Genomic DNA, 18,012 nt, shown 5'->3' with positions numbered 1-18,012 from the left:
AGAATTAGTGGGCAACGCCGGCCGCGCCGTGTTCGTCAATGAGGTGGCCGGTGTGGAAGCGGTCGACCGAGAAGGCCTTGGAGAGCACATTGGCCTCGCCTTGGGCCAGCATGTCGGCGAACACATGGCCGGAGCCGGGTGTGGCCTTGAAGCCGCCGGTGCCCCAGCCGCAGTTGAAGAACAGGCCCTGTACCGCGGTGGTGGAAATGATCGGGCAGGCGTCCGGCGTGACATCCACAATGCCGCCCCACTGGCGGTTCATGCGCACGCGGGAGAACTGCGGGAACATTTCAATGATGGCCGCGGCGGTGTGTTCGATGACATGTGGGCTGCCGCGCTGGCCGTAGCCAAGGTAGCTGTCGATGCCAGCGCCGATGACCAGCTCGCCCTTGTCAGACTGGCTCAGGTAGCCATGCACGGCGTTGGACATGATGACGGTGTCAATCACGCGCTGCATGGACTCGGACACAAAGGCCTGCAGGGGGTGGCTCTCCAGCGGCATGCGCAGCCCGGCCATCTTGGCCAGCACCGAGGAGTGGCCCGCAGCCACACAGCCCACGCGACCGGCTTTCACATAACCCAGGTTGGTTTGCAGGCCGCGGATCCGGCCGGCCTCGATGTCCATGCCGCTGACTTCACAGCCTTCGATCAGGTCCACGCCCAGACGGCTGGCGGCGCGGGCAAACCCGCGGGCCACGGCGTCGTGGTGGGCCACGCCGGCGCGGGGTTGCCAACTGGCGCCCAGGACGGGGTAGCGGCGGCTGGCGCTGCAGTCGAGCTGAGGGATTTTCTCCTGCACTTCCTTGGCGTTGAGCACATGGGCATCAATGCCCTGCAGCGCGTTGGCGTTCACGCGACGTTCGATGTCGCGCATGTCCTGCAGGGTGTGGCCCAGGTTGAACACACCGCGCTGGCTGAACATGACGTTGAAGTTCAGGTCTTCCGTCAGGCTCTCCCACAGCTTGAGGGAGTGTTCGTAAATCGCTGCCGCGTCATCCCACAGGTAGTTGGAGCGCACGATGGTGGTGTTGCGGGCCGTGTTGCCGCCGCCCAGATAGCCTTTTTCCAGCACGGCGATCTTGCCAATGCCCGGGTGGTTTTTGGCGAGGTAGTAGGCCGTGGCCAGGCCGTGCCCGCCGCCGCCCACGATGACCACGTCATACGAAGGCTTCAGGGCCACCCGTTCCCAAGCGGGTTCCCAGGTGGTGTGGTTTTTGAAACCGTGCTTGAGCAGGCTCCAGAGGGAGTAGTGTTGGCCGCGCATGAAGTTTGTGGTGGTCCAGGGAAACTGTCTTGGCGCTATTGTTTTTCTTCAGGGGTGCACGACCTTGCGCCCGGAAGACGAAGTTTTGTCCAAATCCGACATCGCACGTTTGTCGTGCGCAGGTCCAAAATGGCGCATTGCGGCAGTGCACCATCGTGGGCATTCCGCGGAAAACGGCAGCGCGTATGCCTGCATACTCTCTGCCATGAACTTGAACGAATCCGACATGAAAGTACAGGAGCCCCGGCTCTGGAGCAGCGATGGCTGGACGGCCCGCGTGGTGAAGAACGAAGACGACGACGGCTGGGCGGTGGCCATGACGGCAGATGGCGCTTCCGAGCCCGCGCTGGTGGGGCCCTGGACCATGGGGCGTGACAAAAAGAACCCCAAACCCTTGGATCAGAGCGCTTTTTTGACGCTGGTGAAAACCGCCAGCGAGTTTGTGCGCCGCAGCGAACAGCAGCTGCATGCCACGCTGCATCAGAGTATTGCGGTGACGGTGGGAACAGCCCGCGTCACGGTGTGCCTGGACATCACACCCGACGAAGACAACCCTTCCGCCGTGCTGAGCGCCCGGGACGAGGGCGACGACCTGCTGGCCGAGGTGCGCGTTCCGCCCTCGTTCAAGCTCAACCGCAGCAGTGCGGTGGCGTGGGCAGAGGGCGGGTTTGCAAAGCCGCGCTAAGCGGCGAACTTATCAGTGCTTGGCGTTTGCAGGCGTTTCGGTGTGCATAACGCACTGCCAGCGCTTGTCTTTGTGGATCCAGGTGGAGGAGTCGTGCATGTCCTGGGTCAGGGGCTTGCCCACGCCTGGGGCGACGATTTCCTGCTTCACGCTGTAGGTGACGATGGCGGTTGTGTCGTCAGGGAAAACCACTTCCGCATCCCTCAGTTTGAACGACGCCACCGTCATGGAGGCCTGGTCAGCCATCTTGCGGTAGCCCGCGTGGTCGAATTTGAAGGCGCCGTGGGCGCTGACCATGAGGGCGGGTTCGGCCAATAGCTCCAGGGCGGAGTCCGTGTCTTGGTCCACCATGGATTGCCAGAACTTGGTTTCGAGGTCGATGAGGGTTTGGCTGGATGTGGACATGGTGTGCTCCTTTGGGAATAAGAAGCACATCGTCCGCCCAAACCGGGGCGCCTTCCATAGGCCGAGGCTGTGTCTGGCGGTAGGACTTGGCCTACGCTGCAGGCATCGCAGCAGTAGCAGCTCCCAGCGCATGCCCGGCCTGCACATCTGCATGGTAGCTGGAGCGCACCATGGCGCCCACGGCCGCGTGCTTGAAACCCATTTTGTAGGCCTCGGCCTCGAACATCTTGAAGGTGTCGGGGTGCACGTAGCGGCGCACGGGCAAATGCGATGTGGATGGCGCGAGGTACTGGCCAATGGTCAACATCTCGATGTTGTGGGCGCGCATGTCGCGCATGGTGTCCAGAATCTCTTGGTCGGTCTCACCCAGGCCCACCATCAGGCCGCTCTTGGTCGGCACATCGGGGAACAGGGCCTTGAACTTCTTCAGAAGGTTCAACGAGAACTGGTAGTCGGACCCCGGGCGCGCTTCCTTATAGAGACGCGGGATGGTTTCCAGGTTGTGGTTCATCACATCGGGTGGCGCGGCCTTGAGGATTTCGAGTGCGCGGTCGTCGCGGCCGCGGAAGTCGGGCACCAGCACTTCGATCTGCGTCTTGGGCGAGAGTTCGCGGGTCTTGCGGATGCATTCCACAAAGTGGCCGGCACCGCCGTCACGCAGGTCGTCGCGGTCTACGCTGGTGATGACCACGTAGTTGAGCTTGAGTTGGGCAATGGTCTTGGCTAGGTTGTCGGGCTCGTTCACGTCCAGCGGGTCGGGGCGACCGTGGCCGACGTCGCAGAACGGGCAGCGGCGCGTGCACTTGTCGCCCATGATCATGAAGGTGGCCGTGCCCTTGCCAAAGCATTCGCCGATGTTGGGGCAGCTGGCTTCCTCGCACACGGTGACCAGCTTGTTGGCCCGCAGCACGTCCTTGATCTCGTAAAAACGGGTGCTGGGGCTACCCGCCTTGACGCGGATCCAGTCGGGTTTCTTGAGCACTTCGCCCTGCACCACCTTGACTGGAATGCGCGACAGCTTGGCCGCTGCCTTTTGCTTGTCGGTGGCTTTGTAGGTTTCGGTGGATTGCACCTCGCGGACGGTGGCGTTGGGTGTGTCTTGGCTCATGGTGTGAGGTAGGTGGCGAGCTTGTGGCCCAGAACGTCGGCGGCATCAGCCCAGCCAACAGAGACCCCAATTGTAGAAAGGTCCACGGTTTGCAGCTTGGCGTAGCCGCAGGGGTTGATACGTGAGAAGGGTTCCAGGTCCATGGCCACATTCAGTGCCACGCCGTGGTAGGTGCAGTTGCGGCTGACCTTGATGCCGAGGGCTGCAATCTTGCCCAAGTCGGTGAAGTCGGGGTCGGCGTGGCTGGCCGCACCGTTCTGGGGCCGTTGTGCCAACGGGGCGTGGCCCGTGGGGTCGTCCAGCCGCACATAAATGCCGGGGGCGCCCGCCACGCGGTGGCCGGTCACGCAGAAGTGCGCCAGCGTCTTGATGACGGCCTCTTCGATGCGGTAGACATATTCCTTGACGAAGTAACCCGCGCGCTTGAGGTCGATCAGCGGGTAGCCCACCACTTGGCCGGGGCCATGGTAGGTCACCTGGCCGCCGCGGTTGGTGGGCACCACAGAAATGTCGCCAGGCAGAAAGATGTGCTCTGGCTTGCCCGCCAAGCCCTGGGTGAAGACCGGTGGGTGCTCACAAATCCATAGCTGGTCGCGCACAGTGGACGAGGGCCCGACGGCTCTTTCGTTCGTAAACGCCTGCATCGCCGCGTAGGTGGGCAGGTAGTCCTGCCGCCCGAGCTGCGAGATGTCGATGGTCACGGGTCAGAGCACCACTTTGACCATGGGGTGGGTCGACAGCGTGCGGTACAGCTCGTCGAGCTGCTCGCGGCTGGTGGCGGTGATGGTGATGGTCACGCCCAGGTAGTTGCCGCCTTTGCTTTCGCGCAGCTCGATGGTGGAGGCGTCAAACGCGGGATCAAGTTGCTTGGCAATGACCGAGATGGCGTGCACCAGCCCATCCACCTTGTGGCCCATGACCTTGATGGGGAACTGCGACGGGTATTCGATCAGCGATTCGGCGCGGGGATTGCCTTCGGCGCCAGGGGGCGTGGTGGAGGTGCTCATGGGGTGATTATCGTTGTGGGTTGCCGATCTGTCGCATGGGGCATGCGGGCAGAATGCGGGAAGTTCTAGGCATGGCCGGGTTTCTACGTATAATCGTGGGCTGTGCATTGAACAGTGGCTGTAACCTGGGCGTAATTCTCGATGTCGACAATCACGCCTTTGGTATCCCAGCCCGCTGACGCAGAGAACCTAAATGGGGTCTTTGACGCAGAGTTCAAGCCCCTGACGGCCGAAGAGGCCAGGCAGTGGCGTAGCACCCATCCCGCAATGTCTCCCTGGTGGGTCATTGTGTGCCAAGCGGTAGTCGGTTTGCTGGTTTGTGCAGTGGCCGGCTGGGGGTGGGGTTCCTCGGCAGGTTGGTCGGCGGGCTATGGAGTCTTGGCCGTCGTGTTGCCCGCAGCCTTGCTGGTGCGGGGCATGCAGCGCCAACGTGCCGTCACACAGCCGGGTGCTGTGATGCTGGGATTTGTAGTTTGGGAGTCGGTGAAGGTCATTTTGACGATCGCAATGTTGTTTGCGGCGCCCAAAGTGGTTTCATCACTCAGTTGGCTGGCCCTGGTGGCTGGTTTCGTGTTGACGATGAAGGTGTACTGGGTGGCCGCGTGGCTGTATCCCAAGCGCCGGAATCTCAATGTTTCGAATTGATATTTGGTGACATATGGCTGCTGAACACGCTGGAACACATGCCCCGTCTGCTGGAGAGTACATCCAGCACCATCTGCATCATTTGCAGAAGAACTTCAATTTTGAAAACGTCGAGCAACACAGCATCGTCGACTTCAGCCTGTTCAACTTTGACTCGCTGGTGTTCTCGCTGTTGCTCGGAGCGATCGGCTGCTTTGTGCTGTGGAATGCCGCACGCAAGGCGACTTCCGGCGTTCCCGGACGCTTCCAGGCTGCCGTCGAAATCCTGACCGAAATGGTGGACAACCAGGCCAAGGGCGTGATCCACAATGCCAAGAGCCGCAAGGTCATTGGCCCTCTGGCGCTGACCGTGTTCGTCTGGATTTTCCTGATGAACGCGATGGACATGCTGCCCGTGGACTTGATCCCCTCGGTCTGGCATAGCACCGGCCCTGCACTGGGCTTCAAAGATTACATGCGCGTGGTTCCCACTGCCGACCTGTCCACCACCCTGGGTCTGTCCTGTTCCGTCTTGTTGATCTGCGTGTTCTACAACATCAAGATCAAGGGCTTGGGCGGCTGGGCGCACGAACTGATTGCTGCACCGTTTGGCGACCACTGGGCACTGTACCCCGTGAACTTCCTGATGCAGATGATTGAGTACCTTGCCAAGACCGTGTCCCATGGCATGCGGTTGTTTGGCAATATGTTTGCAGGTGAGCTGGTGTTCATGCTGATTGCCCTGATGGGTGGTGGCTGGGCGTTGTCAGCAACAGGTGTTGGCTTGGCCATCGGTCACGTCATCGCCGGAACCGTGTGGACCCTGTTCCACATTCTGGTGATCACCTTGCAAGCCTTCATCTTTATGATGTTGACGCTGATCTACACCGGTCAAGCGCACGACGCACATTGATGTAACTGTTTCGCTTTTTCTGTTTTCGTTTTTCTTTTTCCACTAACTTTTAGGAGCTTCTCATGGAAAACATTCTCGGCCTCGTGGCTTTGGCTTGCGGCATCATCGTTGGTCTGGGCGCTATCGGCGCTTCCATCGGCATCGCGCTGATGGGTGGCAAGTTCCTCGAATCTTCTGCACGTCAGCCCGAACTGATGAACGAACTGCAAACCAAGATGTTCATCTTGGCTGGTCTGATTGACGCTGCGTTCCTGATCGGTGTTGCTATCGCTCTGCTGTTCGCATTCGCCAACCCCTTCGTTCTGAAGTAATCAACGGCCCTTCACGTTAGAGAAGGAATCAAACCGTGAACATCAACGCAACCCTGTTCCTGCAGGCTATCGTTTTTGCGATCCTGGTGTGGTTCACGATGAAATTCGTGTGGCCCCCGATCACGAAAGCGCTGGACGAGCGGGCACAGAAAATCGCCGACGGCCTTGCCGCCGCCGACAAGGCCAAGGCCGAACTGGCATCTGCCAACAAGCGCGTGGAAGCCGAATTGGCCAGCTCTCGCAATGAAACTGCAGGTCTCTTGGCTGACGCCGAGCGCCGTGCACAGACCATTGTGGAAGATGCCAAGACCCGCGCCACCGACGAAGGCAACCGCATCATCGCGGCTGCCAAGGCAGAGGCTGAGCAGCAGTCCGTGAAAGCCCGTGAGGCTTTGCGCGAACAGGTCGCCGCCCTCGCTGTCAAAGGCGCTGAGCAGATCCTGCGCAAGGAAGTCAATGCCGGTGTGCATGCCGACTTGCTGTCTCGTCTGAAGACTGAGCTGTAAGGGAAGACCATGGCTGAACTTGCCACCATCGCCAGGCCCTACGCCGAAGCCCTGTTCCAGGCCGCGAAAGCGGACTTGAACGGCGCAGCCGGATGGCTGGACGAGCTGGCTGCGATTGCCCAAAACGGCCAATTGCAGCAGTTTGCCAGCAATCCCAAAATCACCAACGCACAGGTCTATGACCTGATTGCTGGAGTGATTAAGGCTGCGCTGTCGGAGCAAGGCAAGAACTTCCTGCGCACCGTGATCGACAACGGACGCCTGGAAGCCCTGCCTGAAATTGCAGCCCAGTTCCGCGCGCTGAAGAATGCGCAAAGTGGACTCTCTGATGCTGTGGTGTACAGCGCCTTTCCGATCGATGCGCAAGCGTTGACGGATGTGGCTGCTTCGCTCGAAAAGCGTTTTGGCCGCAAGCTCAATGTGTCCGTTGCGCTCGACGCCGATCTGATCGGCGGTATTCGCGTGGTGGTGGGTGACGAAGTTCTTGACACCTCCGTCAAGGCCCGTCTGGAACAAATGAAAGCGGCTTTGACAGCCTGAGGCGCAAGCCGCCTGCTGTGAAGCCCAACTAAAGAAAGAAGGAAAGAGTCATGCAACTCAATCCCGCAGAAATTTCTGAATTGATCAAGAGCCGCATTGACGGCTTGTCCGCCAGCGCTGACATCCGTAACCAAGGCACCGTGGTGTCGGTGACGGACGGTATCTGCCGCATCCACGGTCTGTCTGACGTGATGCAAGGCGAAATGCTGGAGTTCCCCGCTGGTAGCGACGGCCTGCCCACCTACGGTCTGGCTTTGAACCTCGAGCGTGACTCGGTCGGTTCCGTGATCCTGGGCGAGTACGAGCACATCTCCGAAGGCGACACGGTCAAATGCACCGGCCGCATTCTGGAAGTGCCCGTGGGCCCCGAGCTCAAAGGCCGCGTGGTCAATGCCCTGGGTCAGCCTATCGACGGCAAAGGCCCCATCAACGCCAAGATGACCGACGTGATTGAAAAGGTGGCACCTGGTGTGATCGCCCGTAAATCCGTGGATCAGCCCATGCAGACCGGCCTGAAGTCCATCGACTCCATGGTTCCCGTCGGCCGCGGCCAGCGCGAATTGATCATTGGCGACCGCCAGACCGGCAAGACTGCCGTGGCTATCGACGCCATCATCAACCAGAAGGGTCAGAACATGACCTGCGTCTACGTTGCGATCGGCCAAAAGGCCTCTTCGATTAAGAACGTGGTGCGCGCGCTGGAACAAGCTGGCGCTATGGAGTACACCATTGTGGTGGCTGCCTCCGCCTCTGAATCTGCTGCCATGCAGTACGTGTCTGCGTACTCTGGTTGCACCATGGGTGAGTACTTCCGCGACCGCGGCGAAGACGCCCTGATCGTGTATGACGATCTGTCCAAGCAAGCCGTGGCCTACCGCCAAGTTTCCTTGCTGCTGCGCCGCCCACCAGGCCGCGAAGCCTACCCTGGCGACGTGTTCTATCTCCACAGCCGTTTGCTGGAACGCGCAGCCCGCGTGAACGCCGAGTATGTGGAAGCCTTCACCAAGGGCGCCGTGAAGGGCAAGACCGGTTCTTTGACCGCCCTGCCTATCATCGAAACCCAAGCTGGTGACGTGTCTGCTTTCGTGCCTACCAACGTGATCTCGATCACCGACGGCCAGATCTTCCTGGAAACCTCGTTGTTCAACGCTGGCGTTCGCCCCGCGATCAACGCCGGTATCTCGGTGTCCCGCGTGGGTTCTGCTGCGCAGACCAAGGTGGTCAAGGGCCAATCCGGCGGTATCCGTAACGACTTGGCCCAGTACCGTGAACTGGCTGCGTTCGCGCAGTTCGCTTCCGACCTGGACGAAGCCACCCGCAAGCAGCTGGACCGCGGTGCCCGCGTGACCGAGTTGCTGAAGCAGAAGCAGTACAGCCCCCAGTCCATCAGCATCATGAGCGCCTCGCTGTTCGCAGTGAACAAGGGCTTCATGGACGACGTGGAAGTCAAGAAGATCCTGGCTTTCGAGCACGGTCTTCATGCCTACCTCAAGGACAAGCACGCAGCCCTGTTGGCCAAGGTGGAAGACACCAAGGCACTGGACAAGGATGCAGAGGCTGAATTGACTGCTGCTGTGGCCGCGTTCAAGAAAACTTTTGCTTGATTTCCCCCTGATCACAAGGAGCCATTGATGGCAGCAGGTAAGGAACTACGCACCAAGATCAAATCGGTGGAAAACACCAAGAAGATCACCAAGGCCATGGAAATGATCTCGGTCTCCAAGATGCGCAAGGCGCAGGAGCGTATGCGCGCTGCCCGGCCTTACAGCACGAAGATCCGGGACATTGCGACGAATCTGGGACAGGCCAACCCCGAGTACGTGCACAGCTTCATGAAGACCAACGACGCGAAAGCCGTCGGTCTGATTGTGGTGACCACGGACAAGGGCCTGTGTGGTGGTCTCAATACCAACCTGTTGCGTCAGGTGACCGGCAAGCTGCGTGATACGCAGGCTGCCGGCAAGACCGCACAGGCGGTTGCCATCGGCAGCAAGGGTCTGGGCTTCTTGAACCGCGTGGGCGCGAAAGTCGTGTCCCACGTGACCCACCTGGGCGATCGTCCTCACCTGGACAAGCTCATTGGGCCTGTCAAGGTGCTGATCGACGCCTATGTGGCCGGTGAAGTCAGCGCGGTGTACGTCTGCTACAACAAGTTTGTCAGCACCATGAAGCAGGACCCGGTGGTCGAGCAACTGCTGCCACTGTCTGCGGACCAGATGGCTGCGGACAGCAAGGCCGACGGCAGCCACCACGCTTGGGATTACATCTACGAGCCGGACGCGCAAACCGTTATTGACGAGTTGCTCGTGCGGTATGTAGAGGCTCTGGTGTTCCAGGCGCTGGCCGAAAACATGGCGTCTGAGCACGCTGCACGCATGGTGGCCATGAAGGCCGCCACAGACAATGCCGGTAACGTCATTGCCGAGCTCAAGCTCGTTTACAACAAGACCCGTCAGGCTGCGATTACCAAAGAGCTGTCTGAAATCGTGTCCGGTGCAGCTGCCATCAGCGGCTAAGCGAATTCAAAATTATTGGAGCGAAAAATGCAAGCCCAAGGAAAAATTGTTCAATGTATCGGCGCTGTGGTGGACGTGGAATTTCCACGTGACCGCATGCCCCGTGTGTACGACGCGCTCAAGATGGAAGGCTCTCCGCTGACTCTCGAAGTGCAGCAGCAACTCGGCGACGGCGTGGTGCGTACCATTGCGCTGGGTTCGTCTGACGGCCTGCGTCGCGGTCTGGTGGTGTACAACACTGGCGCGCAAATCACTGTGCCCGTGGGCAAGGCCACGCTGGGTCGCATCATGGACGTGTTGGGTGCGCCCATCGACGAACGTGGTCCTGTGAGCCAGGAGCACACGGCTTCCATCCACCGCAAGGCCCCGTCGTACGACGAACTGAGCCCTTCGCAAGAGCTGCTGGAAACCGGCATCAAGGTGATTGACTTGGTGTGCCCGTTCGCCAAGGGCGGCAAGGTGGGTCTGTTCGGTGGTGCCGGTGTGGGCAAGACCGTGAACATGATGGAACTGATCAACAACATCGCCAAGGCGCACAGCGGCTTGTCCGTGTTCGCTGGTGTGGGTGAGCGTACCCGTGAAGGGAACGACTTCTACCACGAGATGGCCGATTCCGGCGTGGTGAACCTCGAAGACCTGCCCGAGTCCAAAGTGGCGATGGTGTACGGTCAGATGAACGAACCCCCAGGCAACCGTCTGCGCGTGGCCCTGACCGGTCTGACCATTGCGGAATCGTTCCGTGACGAAGGTAAGGACGTGTTGTTCTTCGTGGATAACATCTACCGCTACACACTGGCCGGTACCGAAGTGTCCGCGCTGTTGGGCCGTATGCCTTCCGCCGTGGGCTACCAGCCTACGCTGGCCGAAGAAATGGGCCGTCTGCAAGAGCGTATTACGTCGACCAAGGTTGGCTCCATCACGTCCATCCAGGCCGTGTACGTGCCAGCGGATGACTTGACCGATCCCTCTCCTGCGACCACGTTCGCCCACTTGGACTCCACCGTCGTGCTGTCCCGTGACATCGCGTCGCTGGGTATCTACCCTGCGGTGGATCCTCTGGACTCCACCAGCCGTCAGCTGGATCCGCTGGTGGTGGGTGAAGACCACTACAACACCGCCCGTGCGGTGCAAGGCACGCTGCAGCGCTACCGCGAACTGCGCGACATCATCGCCATTATGGGTATGGATGACTTGGCCCCAGAAGACAAACTGGCTGTGGCACGTGCCCGCAAGATCCAGCGTTTCCTGAGCCAGCCTTTCCACGTGGCTGAAGTGTTTACCGGCTCTCCCGGCAAGTACGTTCCTTTGTCTGAAACCATCCGTGGCTTCAAGATGATTGTGGGCGGCGAGTGCGATCACCTGCCAGAGCAAGCGTTCTACATGGTCGGCACCATCGACGAAGCCTTCGAAAAAGCGAAGAAAGTCTAAATAATGAACACCATCCACGTTGATGTGGTCAGTGCAGAAGAGTCCATCTTCTCCGGTGAAGCCGTCTTCGTGGCGCTTCCTGGTGAGGCTGGCGAGCTGGGCATCAAGCCCCGCCACACGCCCCTGATCACGCGCATCAAGCCTGGCTCGGTGCGCATTCAGAAGGCCGATGGCAGCGAAGAGTTTGTGTTCGTGGCCGGTGGCATTCTTGAAGTACAGCCCAACTGCGTGACCGTGTTGTCTGACACGGCCATCCGCGGCAAGGACTTGGACGAAGAGAAAGCCAACGCCGCCAAGGCCGCTGCCGAAGAGGCCCTGAAGAACGCCAAGAGCGAAATCGACATCGCGAAGATCCAGTCTGAGATCGCCATGATGGCGGCTGAGATTGCGGCTGCGCGCCGATTCCTGCACAAGAAGTAAGCGCCCTGCGCTTGCCCTCGCAAAACCGCCTTCGGGCGGTTTTGTCGTTTCAGGGCTTAAGACAGAGCAGGGGCATCCGGCAATTCGTTGGGGTTGTGCTGCCCGGGCTGCAACGCGAAATGCTGGGTCAGCACGGCGCACACCGCATCGACAGACTGGGCCAGGCCCTGTTCGTACTGGCCAGTGCGCAGCGCTGCGGCCAGCTGTTGCACCACGCCTTGCCATTGTTCTGTGGGCACGACACGGTCTACACCGCGGTCAGCCACCAGTTCGATCGCTCGTTCGGCCAGGCACAGGTAAATCAGCACGCCGTTGTTGTGCTCGGTGTCCCACACCCGCAGGCGGCCGAACTGCGCCAGAGCGCGTTGGCGCAGCAAGTCAGCCGTGGTGTCGGGCCGCAGCAAATAGCTGTTGGGCAGGCCCGCCTCCACGCAGATGCGGATTTCGCCCGAGTGTTGTTGCTCGCTGGCGGCCACGCGGGCTTGCAGGCGATGCAGCGCTTCGGGTGGCAGAACACGGCTGGCATCTTCCATCCAGCGGTGTTTGAAGAGACGTGGCAGTCGTTGAATCATCACCAGCCCCCGGAGGCACCACCGCCCCCAAAATTGCCACCCCCGCCGGAGCTAAACCCGCCGCCACCGGAGCCCGAACCCCAGCTGCCACGGCCACTGCTGCCACCGCCGCCCCAGGACCCCTCGCCGCGGTTGGAGCCGTTCAAGCTGCTCAACAATGTCAGCACCACGGCAACAAAGCCTGCCAACACCGCCAGCACGACGCTAGACGTCACCACCATGGCCACCGTGCCGGCTACACCGCCAATGACCAGAGAGCCGAGCTTGTTGCCCAAAATCTTGCGGGCCATGCTGCCCCCAATCGCCACCGCGAAGAACAGAAACACCGCCAAGTCCATCCACTGAAATCCGGCCTGACCGCTGCTCCCTGAATCGTCGCCGTTGGCTGTGGTCGCAGGCGCGGGCAATGCCTCGCCGCGGATCAGCCCCATGATCTGCTCCACCCCGGCGTCGATGCCGCCGGCAAAGTCGCTCTCTTTGAAGCGCGGCGCAATGGCCTGGTCGATCACACGCTTGGCCATCAGGTCGGGGATGGCGCCCTCCAGCGTCTTGGCCACCTCGATGCGCAGCTTGCGGTCGTTCTTGGCGACCAGCAGGATCAGTCCATCGCCAATGTCCTTGCGGCCAATCTTCCAGGCATTGCCCACGCGGTTGGCGTAGCTGGCAATGTCTTCGGGCGCGGTGCTGGGCACCACGAGCACCACCACCTGGGCGCCGCTGCTGGCCTCAAACGCGCCGAGTTTGGCGTCCAGCGCCTGCTGCTGTGCCGCGCTCAGAGTGGCGGTGGTGTCGATGACATGGCTGCTGAGGGCGGGCACCGGTTGCACGTCCTGCGCCCACAGGGCCGGCGCGCAAAGCACCAGAGCCAACACTGCAACCCAAGGCCGCAACCAAGACCATCCGCCAGAGCGTTGTTGCATGCGGGCTTACTTCTTGTTGAAGTCCACCACCGGTGGCGTGCTGATGGTGGCTTCGTTCTGCACCGCGAAGACGGGCTTGGCCTGGTAGCTGAAGACCATGGCCGTCAGGTTGCTGGGGAAGCTGCGCGCCAGCACGTTGTACTCCTGCACCGCCTGGATATAGCGGTTGCGCGCCACGGTGATGCGGTTCTCGGTGCCTTCGAGTTGTACGCGCAGGTCGCTAAAGCCCTGGTTGGCCTTCAGGTTGGGGTACTGCTCGCTCACTACCATCAGGCGGCTCAGTGCACCGCCCAGCTCGCCCTGTGCGGCCTGGAACTTGGCCATAGCCTCGGGGTTGTTCAGAGTTTCGGGCGTCACCTGGATGGAGGTGGCCTTGGCACGCGCCTCCACCACCTTGGTCAGCGTGTCCTGTTCAAAGGCGGCTTCGCCTTTGACGGTGGCCACAATGTTGGGCACCAGGTCGGCGCGGCGTTGGTATTGGTTCAGCACCTCGCTCCAGGCGGACTTGGTCTGCTCGTCCAGCCGTTGAAAGTCGTTGTAGCCGCAACCGCTTAGCAGCACGGCTGCCGCACCTGCTGCCAACCACGCCCAAGCCCGAAAAGAAGACAACCGCATGTGAACCTCCTGCTAATGCAACAGCACGTACTATAGAGCGCCCTCTAAAGCCCCTTTGTACACCGCCGCACCATGGACCCACTTGATGTTCTGCACGCCGCCCAGCGCGGCCCCACACCGCCGGCGGCCTTGCCGGTAGCGCTGATGGCCGGTGCGGCGGGCACGCTGGGCACTGAGGTGCTGCGGCGTCTGGCGGGCAGCCACCATTACCGCCAGCTGCGGGTGTTGTCGCAGGAGGACATCACCCCCGCGCTAGACCGGGTGCAGATGGTGACCGTGGCGTCCGACGACCCCAGCGCGTGGCCGCTGCAGCCCGCATCGGTGGGCGTGATCGTGTTTGATGCACCCAGCCTGTACAACGACCGCGAGCGTGCGCTGTGGACCCCGCAACCTGCGCAGTTGCCAGCACTGGCCGCCTGGATGTTGCGCTGCGGTGTGCATACCCTGGCCGTGGTGGTGCCGCATGACCAGGGCCGGCTGCCGCAGGCCCTGAAAGCAGGGTTGGCGAATCTGGACGAACATGCCGTCGCCACCATGGGCTTTGAGCGCCTGCTGCTGGTGCGGCCCGCCGCGGCGCCCCAGGCGCCACCGCACGCCCATGTGCTGGAGTGGCTGGCGCACCGCATGCTGTCCATCTTTGCCTATATGGTGCCCAGCAACGAAATGCCGCCGCGCGCCGCCGACCTGGCCGCGCTGGTGGACGTGGCCCTGCGCGAAATGCCGCCTGGTGTGCACATTGCACCGCCCGAACTGGCACGCCGCACCAGCGAAGCCACGGTGCAAGAGACCGTGCGCGCCTGGCTCGCTCCCTGAGTTGGGGGAGAATCGCCCCATGCCCCGACACAAAGCCAAACTCCATGCCGCCATGGGCGGAACCCCGGACGACGTGGAAGCCGCGTTTTACGAAGCCCTGCAAGCCGGCGACATTGAGAAGCTCATGGCCTGCTGGGCCGACGAAGACGACATCGTGTGCATCCACCCTGGTGGCCCGCGCATCATTGGCGCTGGTGCCATACGCGCCGCATTTGATGCACTGTTTGCCCACGGGGGTGCCATCCAGGTGCAGGCCGAACACATCCGCCGTGTCGACTCGCTGGCCAGTGCGGTGCACCATGTGCTGGAAAAGGTGGAGGTCTTGACCGCCGACGGCCCGGCCCAGGCCCATGTACTGGCCACCAACGTGTACCACAAGACCCCGCAAGGCTGGCGCCTGGTGGTGCACCACGCCAGCCCGGGCACGCCCGGCGACGTGTCGGAAACCCAGCACCCACCCCAGGTACTGCATTGAGATAAAAAGGCCTCTAGCCCCATGGAATATGCGCAAGCAGCTATGAATTATGTAGCACCCCGTTGGTTGCCCGGTGGCAATCTGCAAACCATTTGGCCCGCGCTGTATTCGCGGCGCGTGTTTGGTCCGCGCCTGGACTACCGCCGTGAACGCTGGGCCACGCCCGATGGCGACTTTGTGGACGTGGACTGGATGGAAGATGTGGCCCCCGCGCTTGTCGCTGCGCGTAATGCGCTGCCCCCGGTGCCTGCTGCGGCCGAGCGTCCCTTGTTGGTGCTGTTCCACGGGCTAGAGGGCAGCTCACGCAGCCACTATTCCGAGGCCTTTGCCGACTTCGCGCGGGAGCGCGGGTTTGCGTACGCGGTGCCGCATTTCCGCGGTTGCAGCGGCGAGTTGAACCACGCGCCCCGTGCCTACCACTCGGGCGACTTTGAGGAGATCGGCTGGATCCTGGCCCAATTCCGTGCGCAGCACCGCGGTCCCATCATCGCCGTGGGTGTGTCGCTGGGGGGCAATGCCCTCTTGCGCTGGGCGCAGGAGATGGGTGACAGCGCGGCCCAGGTGGCCCGCAGCGTGGCGGCGGTGTGCTCGCCCATCGACCTGGCCGCGGGCGGCTACGCCATCGGGCGTGGCTTCAACCGGCTGGTCTACACCCGCATGTTTCTCAACACCATGGTGCCCAAGGCGCTGCGCAAGCTGGAGCAGCACCCCGGCCTGTTTGACGGCCAGGCGCTGAAGGCCGCGCGCGACCTGTACGAGTTCGACAACGTGTTCACCGCGCCGCTGCACGGCTTCAAGAGCACCGAAGACTACTGGGGCCGGGCGTCGGCCAAGCCGCACCTGCACCGCATCCGCATCCCCGCGCTGGTGGTGAACGCGCGCAACGATCCTTTTGTGCCCGCCTGGTGCCTGCCCTCGCAGGCCGATGTGGGCCAGCACGTCACCCTCTGGCAACCCGCGCATGGCGGCCACGTGGGCTTTCCGCACGGGCGCATCCCCGGGCACGTGCGCACCATGCCCGACGCCGTGGGCGGCTGGCTGGCCCAGCAGCTGCAGTAGCAACCGGAGCGCGCCGTGGACGACATCGTCAAACAAGCCATGGCCAAGTGGCCCAACGTGCCGCACTGCTACGGCTGGCTGGGGCTGGACGCGCGCGGCAACTGGTACATGCGCGACGACGGCGCCCAGGCCTCGGGCGCCTTCAGCAGCGGCCGGCCCGGCGCCAAGGGCAGCCTGCTGCAGCACGAAAAGCTGATCGACTTCATCCAGCGCAACTACGCGGCCGACGCCGCAGGCCAGTGGTTCTTTCAGAACGGGCCGCAGCGCGTCTACGTCGAGCTGGAAGCCACACCCTGGGTCTGGCGTGTGGCAGATGACCTTGGCGTGGCGGCCCATTCGGGAGCACCTGTGCACGTGTTGGGCGCGCTGCTGGACGAGCAGGGCTGGCTGTACCTGCACACCGCCCTGGGCCTGGGCTTGGTGCATACCCAGGATATGGAGAATGCGGCCCGCGCACTGGAGTTGGGGCTGTGGGCGCTGGAAGACGTGAGCCGGGCGGATCTACCGGTCCGGTTTGCCTATGTCACCAGCCCGGCGGTGCAGCATAGCGCCAGCTCATAGCTATCATTTTTATAGCAATCTGCGCATGTTCCACGGGGGCTAGAGGCCCAAAAGAACAATAAAAAAGCCGACCTGATGGTCGGCTTTTTGCTGCCCGCGGGCAGAGAGTGGCTTACTTGGCCGCTTCGGGAGCGGGAGCCGCAGGTTTTGCGGGTTCATTGAACTTGGCGCCACCGGCGTTGGCCATGTAGACCACAGCGCGCGCTACTTCGAAGTCATCAAGATCGCCACCCCCTTGGGCACCCATAGCGCCCTTGCCCTTGAGGGCGGAGTGCAGCAGAGCGTCGAAGCCAGTTTTGATGCGGGGACCCCAGGCAGCCGCATCACCAAACTTGGGAGAACCTGCAGCGCCAGTGGCGTGGCAGGCGGAGCATTGGGCCTTGAAGACCTGTTCGCCCGTCTTCATTTCGCGGTTGGCATCGCGGATTTCGACCATGCCGACCTTTTGGATGCGCTCAGCGGTGGACTTTTCCACGCTCACGGTGCCCGCAGCGGGCTTGTAGTCGGAGGTGACATAGGACACCAAACCGATGATCACGAAAATAGGAATCACGAACGAGAAAAATGCCGCCAACAGCAGTTGCTTGGGGGTCTTGATGGGGCCAGTGTGGGCCTCATCGTGCGCGGTGGCGTGGCTGTTGTCGCTCATGGGTGTCCTCAAAAATAGCGGGTGCTTTGAAACAGCTCGGGATTATAGCGGGGGCCCTCTGTGAAAACACCTACAATGCGCCTTCTTCTGGACGCGGCTGTAGCTCAGTGGATAGAGTATTGGCCTCCGAAGCCAAGGGTCGTGGGTTCGATCCCCGCCAGCCGCACCACCATCTCAGGTTTAGGCCCGGCCGTGTCTAAGTGGGTCAGATTTCGGCGGAATTCAACAGTCGAGTTGCCTGGCAACCCATAAGTCCCGACACATCAGGCTGAGCGCGAAGTCTTGCTGGGGCTCCTACATAAAAGCGGTGCTTCACTCGGCTTCCCTGGCAAAGTACCGCGGCTTTTTAGCAAGTCCCGCTATCTTTCGACCAGGCGTATGTGGAGCCGCACCCGCAAGATCTCGTTTCTTGCCTCCATCAGAGAGAGAATCGTGCTCTAGCCTAGCTTCAGTACTGGGCGCGCCACAGGCTGAGAAAGCTTGGGGCGCGGGCTACTGTGTTCAGCTGAGATCTTAAAAACCGCGACACCATCAACCAAATCCCTAGCCTGAGATTTCAGGCTGGACGCTGCGGCAGCCATCTCTTCGACCAAAGCCGCATTTTTCTGGGTAGTATGGTCC

General features: G+C 61.6%; 23 protein-coding genes, 1 tRNA gene and 1 pseudogene. 15 read left to right on the top strand and 10 right to left on the bottom strand.

Going from position 1 to position 18,012, the window contains the following annotated elements; all coding sequences use genetic code 11:
• Positions 1-4: 4 nt before the first annotated feature.
• Positions 5-1,264 carry a sarcosine oxidase subunit beta family protein gene (locus AC097R_RS20920; protein ID WP_479600149.1) on the bottom strand — a complete coding sequence of 420 codons (1,260 nt, stop codon included), beginning with the start codon at positions 1,262-1,264 and terminating at the stop codon, positions 5-7.
• 205 nt (positions 1,265-1,469) lie between these two features.
• Between AC097R_RS20920 and AC097R_RS20915 the strand changes: the two genes are divergently transcribed.
• Complete coding sequence (locus AC097R_RS20915; protein WP_479600148.1) at positions 1,470-1,949, top strand: hypothetical protein; 480 nt, start codon at positions 1,470-1,472, stop codon at positions 1,947-1,949.
• 12 nt (positions 1,950-1,961) lie between these two features.
• On the opposite strand, the gene AC097R_RS20910 is transcribed toward AC097R_RS20915, so the two are convergent.
• From AC097R_RS20910 to AC097R_RS20895, 4 genes are all read right to left on the bottom strand, one after another.
• On the bottom strand, positions 1,962-2,354 hold the full coding sequence (locus AC097R_RS20910) for a nuclear transport factor 2 family protein (RefSeq protein WP_479600147.1): 393 nt from the start codon (positions 2,352-2,354) through the stop codon (positions 1,962-1,964).
• A gap of 91 nt (positions 2,355-2,445) precedes the next feature.
• Positions 2,446-3,462 carry a lipoyl synthase gene (gene lipA / locus AC097R_RS20905; RefSeq protein ID WP_479600146.1) on the bottom strand — a complete coding sequence of 339 codons (1,017 nt, stop codon included), beginning with the start codon at positions 3,460-3,462 and terminating at the stop codon, positions 2,446-2,448.
• Positions 3,459-4,163, bottom strand: coding sequence for a lipoyl(octanoyl) transferase LipB (gene lipB / locus AC097R_RS20900; RefSeq protein WP_479600145.1), 705 nt, complete (start codon positions 4,161-4,163; stop codon positions 3,459-3,461). The genes lipA and lipB overlap by 4 nt, the downstream gene beginning before the upstream one ends.
• Positions 4,164-4,166: 3 nt before the next feature.
• Positions 4,167-4,469 (bottom strand): YbeD family protein, encoded by a 303-nt coding sequence (locus AC097R_RS20895; RefSeq protein WP_479600144.1) that lies wholly within the window; start codon positions 4,467-4,469, stop codon positions 4,167-4,169.
• Between the two features lie 141 nt (positions 4,470-4,610).
• Here AC097R_RS20895 and AC097R_RS20890 point away from each other — a divergent pair, with 141 nt between their 5' ends.
• From AC097R_RS20890 to AC097R_RS20850, 9 genes are all read left to right on the top strand, one after another.
• On the top strand, positions 4,611-5,114 hold the full coding sequence (locus AC097R_RS20890) for an ATP synthase subunit I (RefSeq protein WP_479600143.1): 504 nt from the start codon (positions 4,611-4,613) through the stop codon (positions 5,112-5,114).
• Positions 5,115-5,127: 13 nt separating this feature from the next.
• The gene (gene atpB / locus AC097R_RS20885) at positions 5,128-6,006 is read left to right on the top strand and encodes a F0F1 ATP synthase subunit A (protein WP_479600142.1); all 879 of its coding nucleotides are present in this window, start codon (positions 5,128-5,130) and stop codon (positions 6,004-6,006) included.
• 62 nt (positions 6,007-6,068) lie between these two features.
• Positions 6,069-6,317: a F0F1 ATP synthase subunit C gene (gene atpE, locus AC097R_RS20880; protein WP_105261674.1), complete on the top strand. Its 249-nt coding sequence runs from the start codon at positions 6,069-6,071 to the stop codon at positions 6,315-6,317.
• A gap of 35 nt (positions 6,318-6,352) precedes the next feature.
• Positions 6,353-6,823 (top strand): F0F1 ATP synthase subunit B, encoded by a 471-nt coding sequence (locus tag AC097R_RS20875; RefSeq protein ID WP_310342384.1) that lies wholly within the window; start codon positions 6,353-6,355, stop codon positions 6,821-6,823.
• 9 nt (positions 6,824-6,832) lie between these two features.
• Entirely contained in the window at positions 6,833-7,363 is a 531-nt protein-coding gene (locus tag AC097R_RS20870) for a F0F1 ATP synthase subunit delta (protein WP_479600141.1), read from the top strand.
• A gap of 50 nt (positions 7,364-7,413) precedes the next feature.
• Positions 7,414-8,967, top strand: coding sequence for a F0F1 ATP synthase subunit alpha (gene atpA, locus AC097R_RS20865; RefSeq protein WP_310342381.1), 1,554 nt, complete (start codon positions 7,414-7,416; stop codon positions 8,965-8,967).
• Positions 8,968-8,994: 27 nt separating this feature from the next.
• Entirely contained in the window at positions 8,995-9,879 is an 885-nt protein-coding gene (gene atpG, locus AC097R_RS20860) for a F0F1 ATP synthase subunit gamma (protein ID WP_479600140.1), read from the top strand.
• Positions 9,880-9,906: 27 nt separating this feature from the next.
• Positions 9,907-11,307 (top strand): F0F1 ATP synthase subunit beta, encoded by a 1,401-nt coding sequence (gene atpD / locus AC097R_RS20855; RefSeq protein ID WP_310342376.1) that lies wholly within the window; start codon positions 9,907-9,909, stop codon positions 11,305-11,307.
• 3 nt (positions 11,308-11,310) lie between these two features.
• Positions 11,311-11,727, top strand: coding sequence for a F0F1 ATP synthase subunit epsilon (locus AC097R_RS20850; protein WP_479600139.1), 417 nt, complete (start codon positions 11,311-11,313; stop codon positions 11,725-11,727).
• 56 nt (positions 11,728-11,783) lie between these two features.
• Here the strand turns inward: AC097R_RS20850 and AC097R_RS20845 are convergent, their stop codons facing one another.
• Genes AC097R_RS20845 through AC097R_RS20835 form a run of 3 tightly spaced genes read right to left on the bottom strand, consistent with a single transcriptional unit; the run spans position 11,784 to position 13,834 of the window.
• The gene (locus AC097R_RS20845; protein WP_479600138.1) at positions 11,784-12,299 is read right to left on the bottom strand and encodes a TPM domain-containing protein; all 516 of its coding nucleotides are present in this window, start codon (positions 12,297-12,299) and stop codon (positions 11,784-11,786) included.
• A complete protein-coding gene (locus AC097R_RS20840; protein ID WP_479600137.1) occupies positions 12,299-13,219 on the bottom strand; it encodes a TPM domain-containing protein in 921 nt (306 codons plus the stop codon). Before AC097R_RS20840 ends, AC097R_RS20845 begins: the two co-directional genes overlap by 1 nt.
• 6 nt (positions 13,220-13,225) lie before the next feature.
• Positions 13,226-13,834 (bottom strand): LemA family protein, encoded by a 609-nt coding sequence (locus tag AC097R_RS20835; protein ID WP_479600136.1) that lies wholly within the window; start codon positions 13,832-13,834, stop codon positions 13,226-13,228.
• Between the two features lie 72 nt (positions 13,835-13,906).
• On the opposite strand from AC097R_RS20835, the gene AC097R_RS20830 reads away from it, so the two are divergent.
• From AC097R_RS20830 to AC097R_RS20815, 4 genes are read left to right on the top strand one after another with little or no spacing between them, the layout of a single operon-like run.
• Complete coding sequence (locus AC097R_RS20830; protein WP_479600135.1) at positions 13,907-14,647, top strand: Rossmann-fold NAD(P)-binding domain-containing protein; 741 nt, start codon at positions 13,907-13,909, stop codon at positions 14,645-14,647.
• A gap of 19 nt (positions 14,648-14,666) precedes the next feature.
• The gene (locus AC097R_RS20825) at positions 14,667-15,122 is read left to right on the top strand and encodes a YybH family protein (protein WP_479600134.1); all 456 of its coding nucleotides are present in this window, start codon (positions 14,667-14,669) and stop codon (positions 15,120-15,122) included.
• A 42-nt stretch (positions 15,123-15,164) separates the two neighbouring features.
• A complete protein-coding gene (locus AC097R_RS20820) occupies positions 15,165-16,181 on the top strand; it encodes a YheT family hydrolase (protein ID WP_479600133.1) in 1,017 nt (338 codons plus the stop codon).
• Positions 16,182-16,196: 15 nt separating this feature from the next.
• On the top strand, positions 16,197-16,742 hold the full coding sequence (locus AC097R_RS20815) for a DUF2946 family protein (RefSeq protein ID WP_479600132.1): 546 nt from the start codon (positions 16,197-16,199) through the stop codon (positions 16,740-16,742).
• A gap of 112 nt (positions 16,743-16,854) precedes the next feature.
• Here AC097R_RS20815 and AC097R_RS20810 read toward each other — a convergent pair whose 3' ends face one another.
• Complete coding sequence (locus AC097R_RS20810; protein ID WP_479600131.1) at positions 16,855-17,391, bottom strand: c-type cytochrome; 537 nt, start codon at positions 17,389-17,391, stop codon at positions 16,855-16,857.
• Positions 17,392-17,484: 93 nt separating this feature from the next.
• Between AC097R_RS20810 and AC097R_RS20805 the strand changes: the two genes are divergently transcribed.
• Positions 17,485-17,560: transfer RNA gene (locus tag AC097R_RS20805), tRNA-Arg, on the top strand.
• 268 nt (positions 17,561-17,828) lie between these two features.
• On the opposite strand, the pseudogene AC097R_RS20800 reads toward AC097R_RS20805, so the two are convergent.
• A pseudogene (locus tag AC097R_RS20800) lies at positions 17,829-18,012 on the bottom strand (hypothetical protein); the annotation flags it as partial.

This window comes from Rhodoferax sp. ZS1R25, from assembly GCF_056521335.1.
The sequence above is the reverse complement of the archived record's forward strand: the minus strand, read 5'-3'. Positions and strand labels throughout refer to the sequence as shown.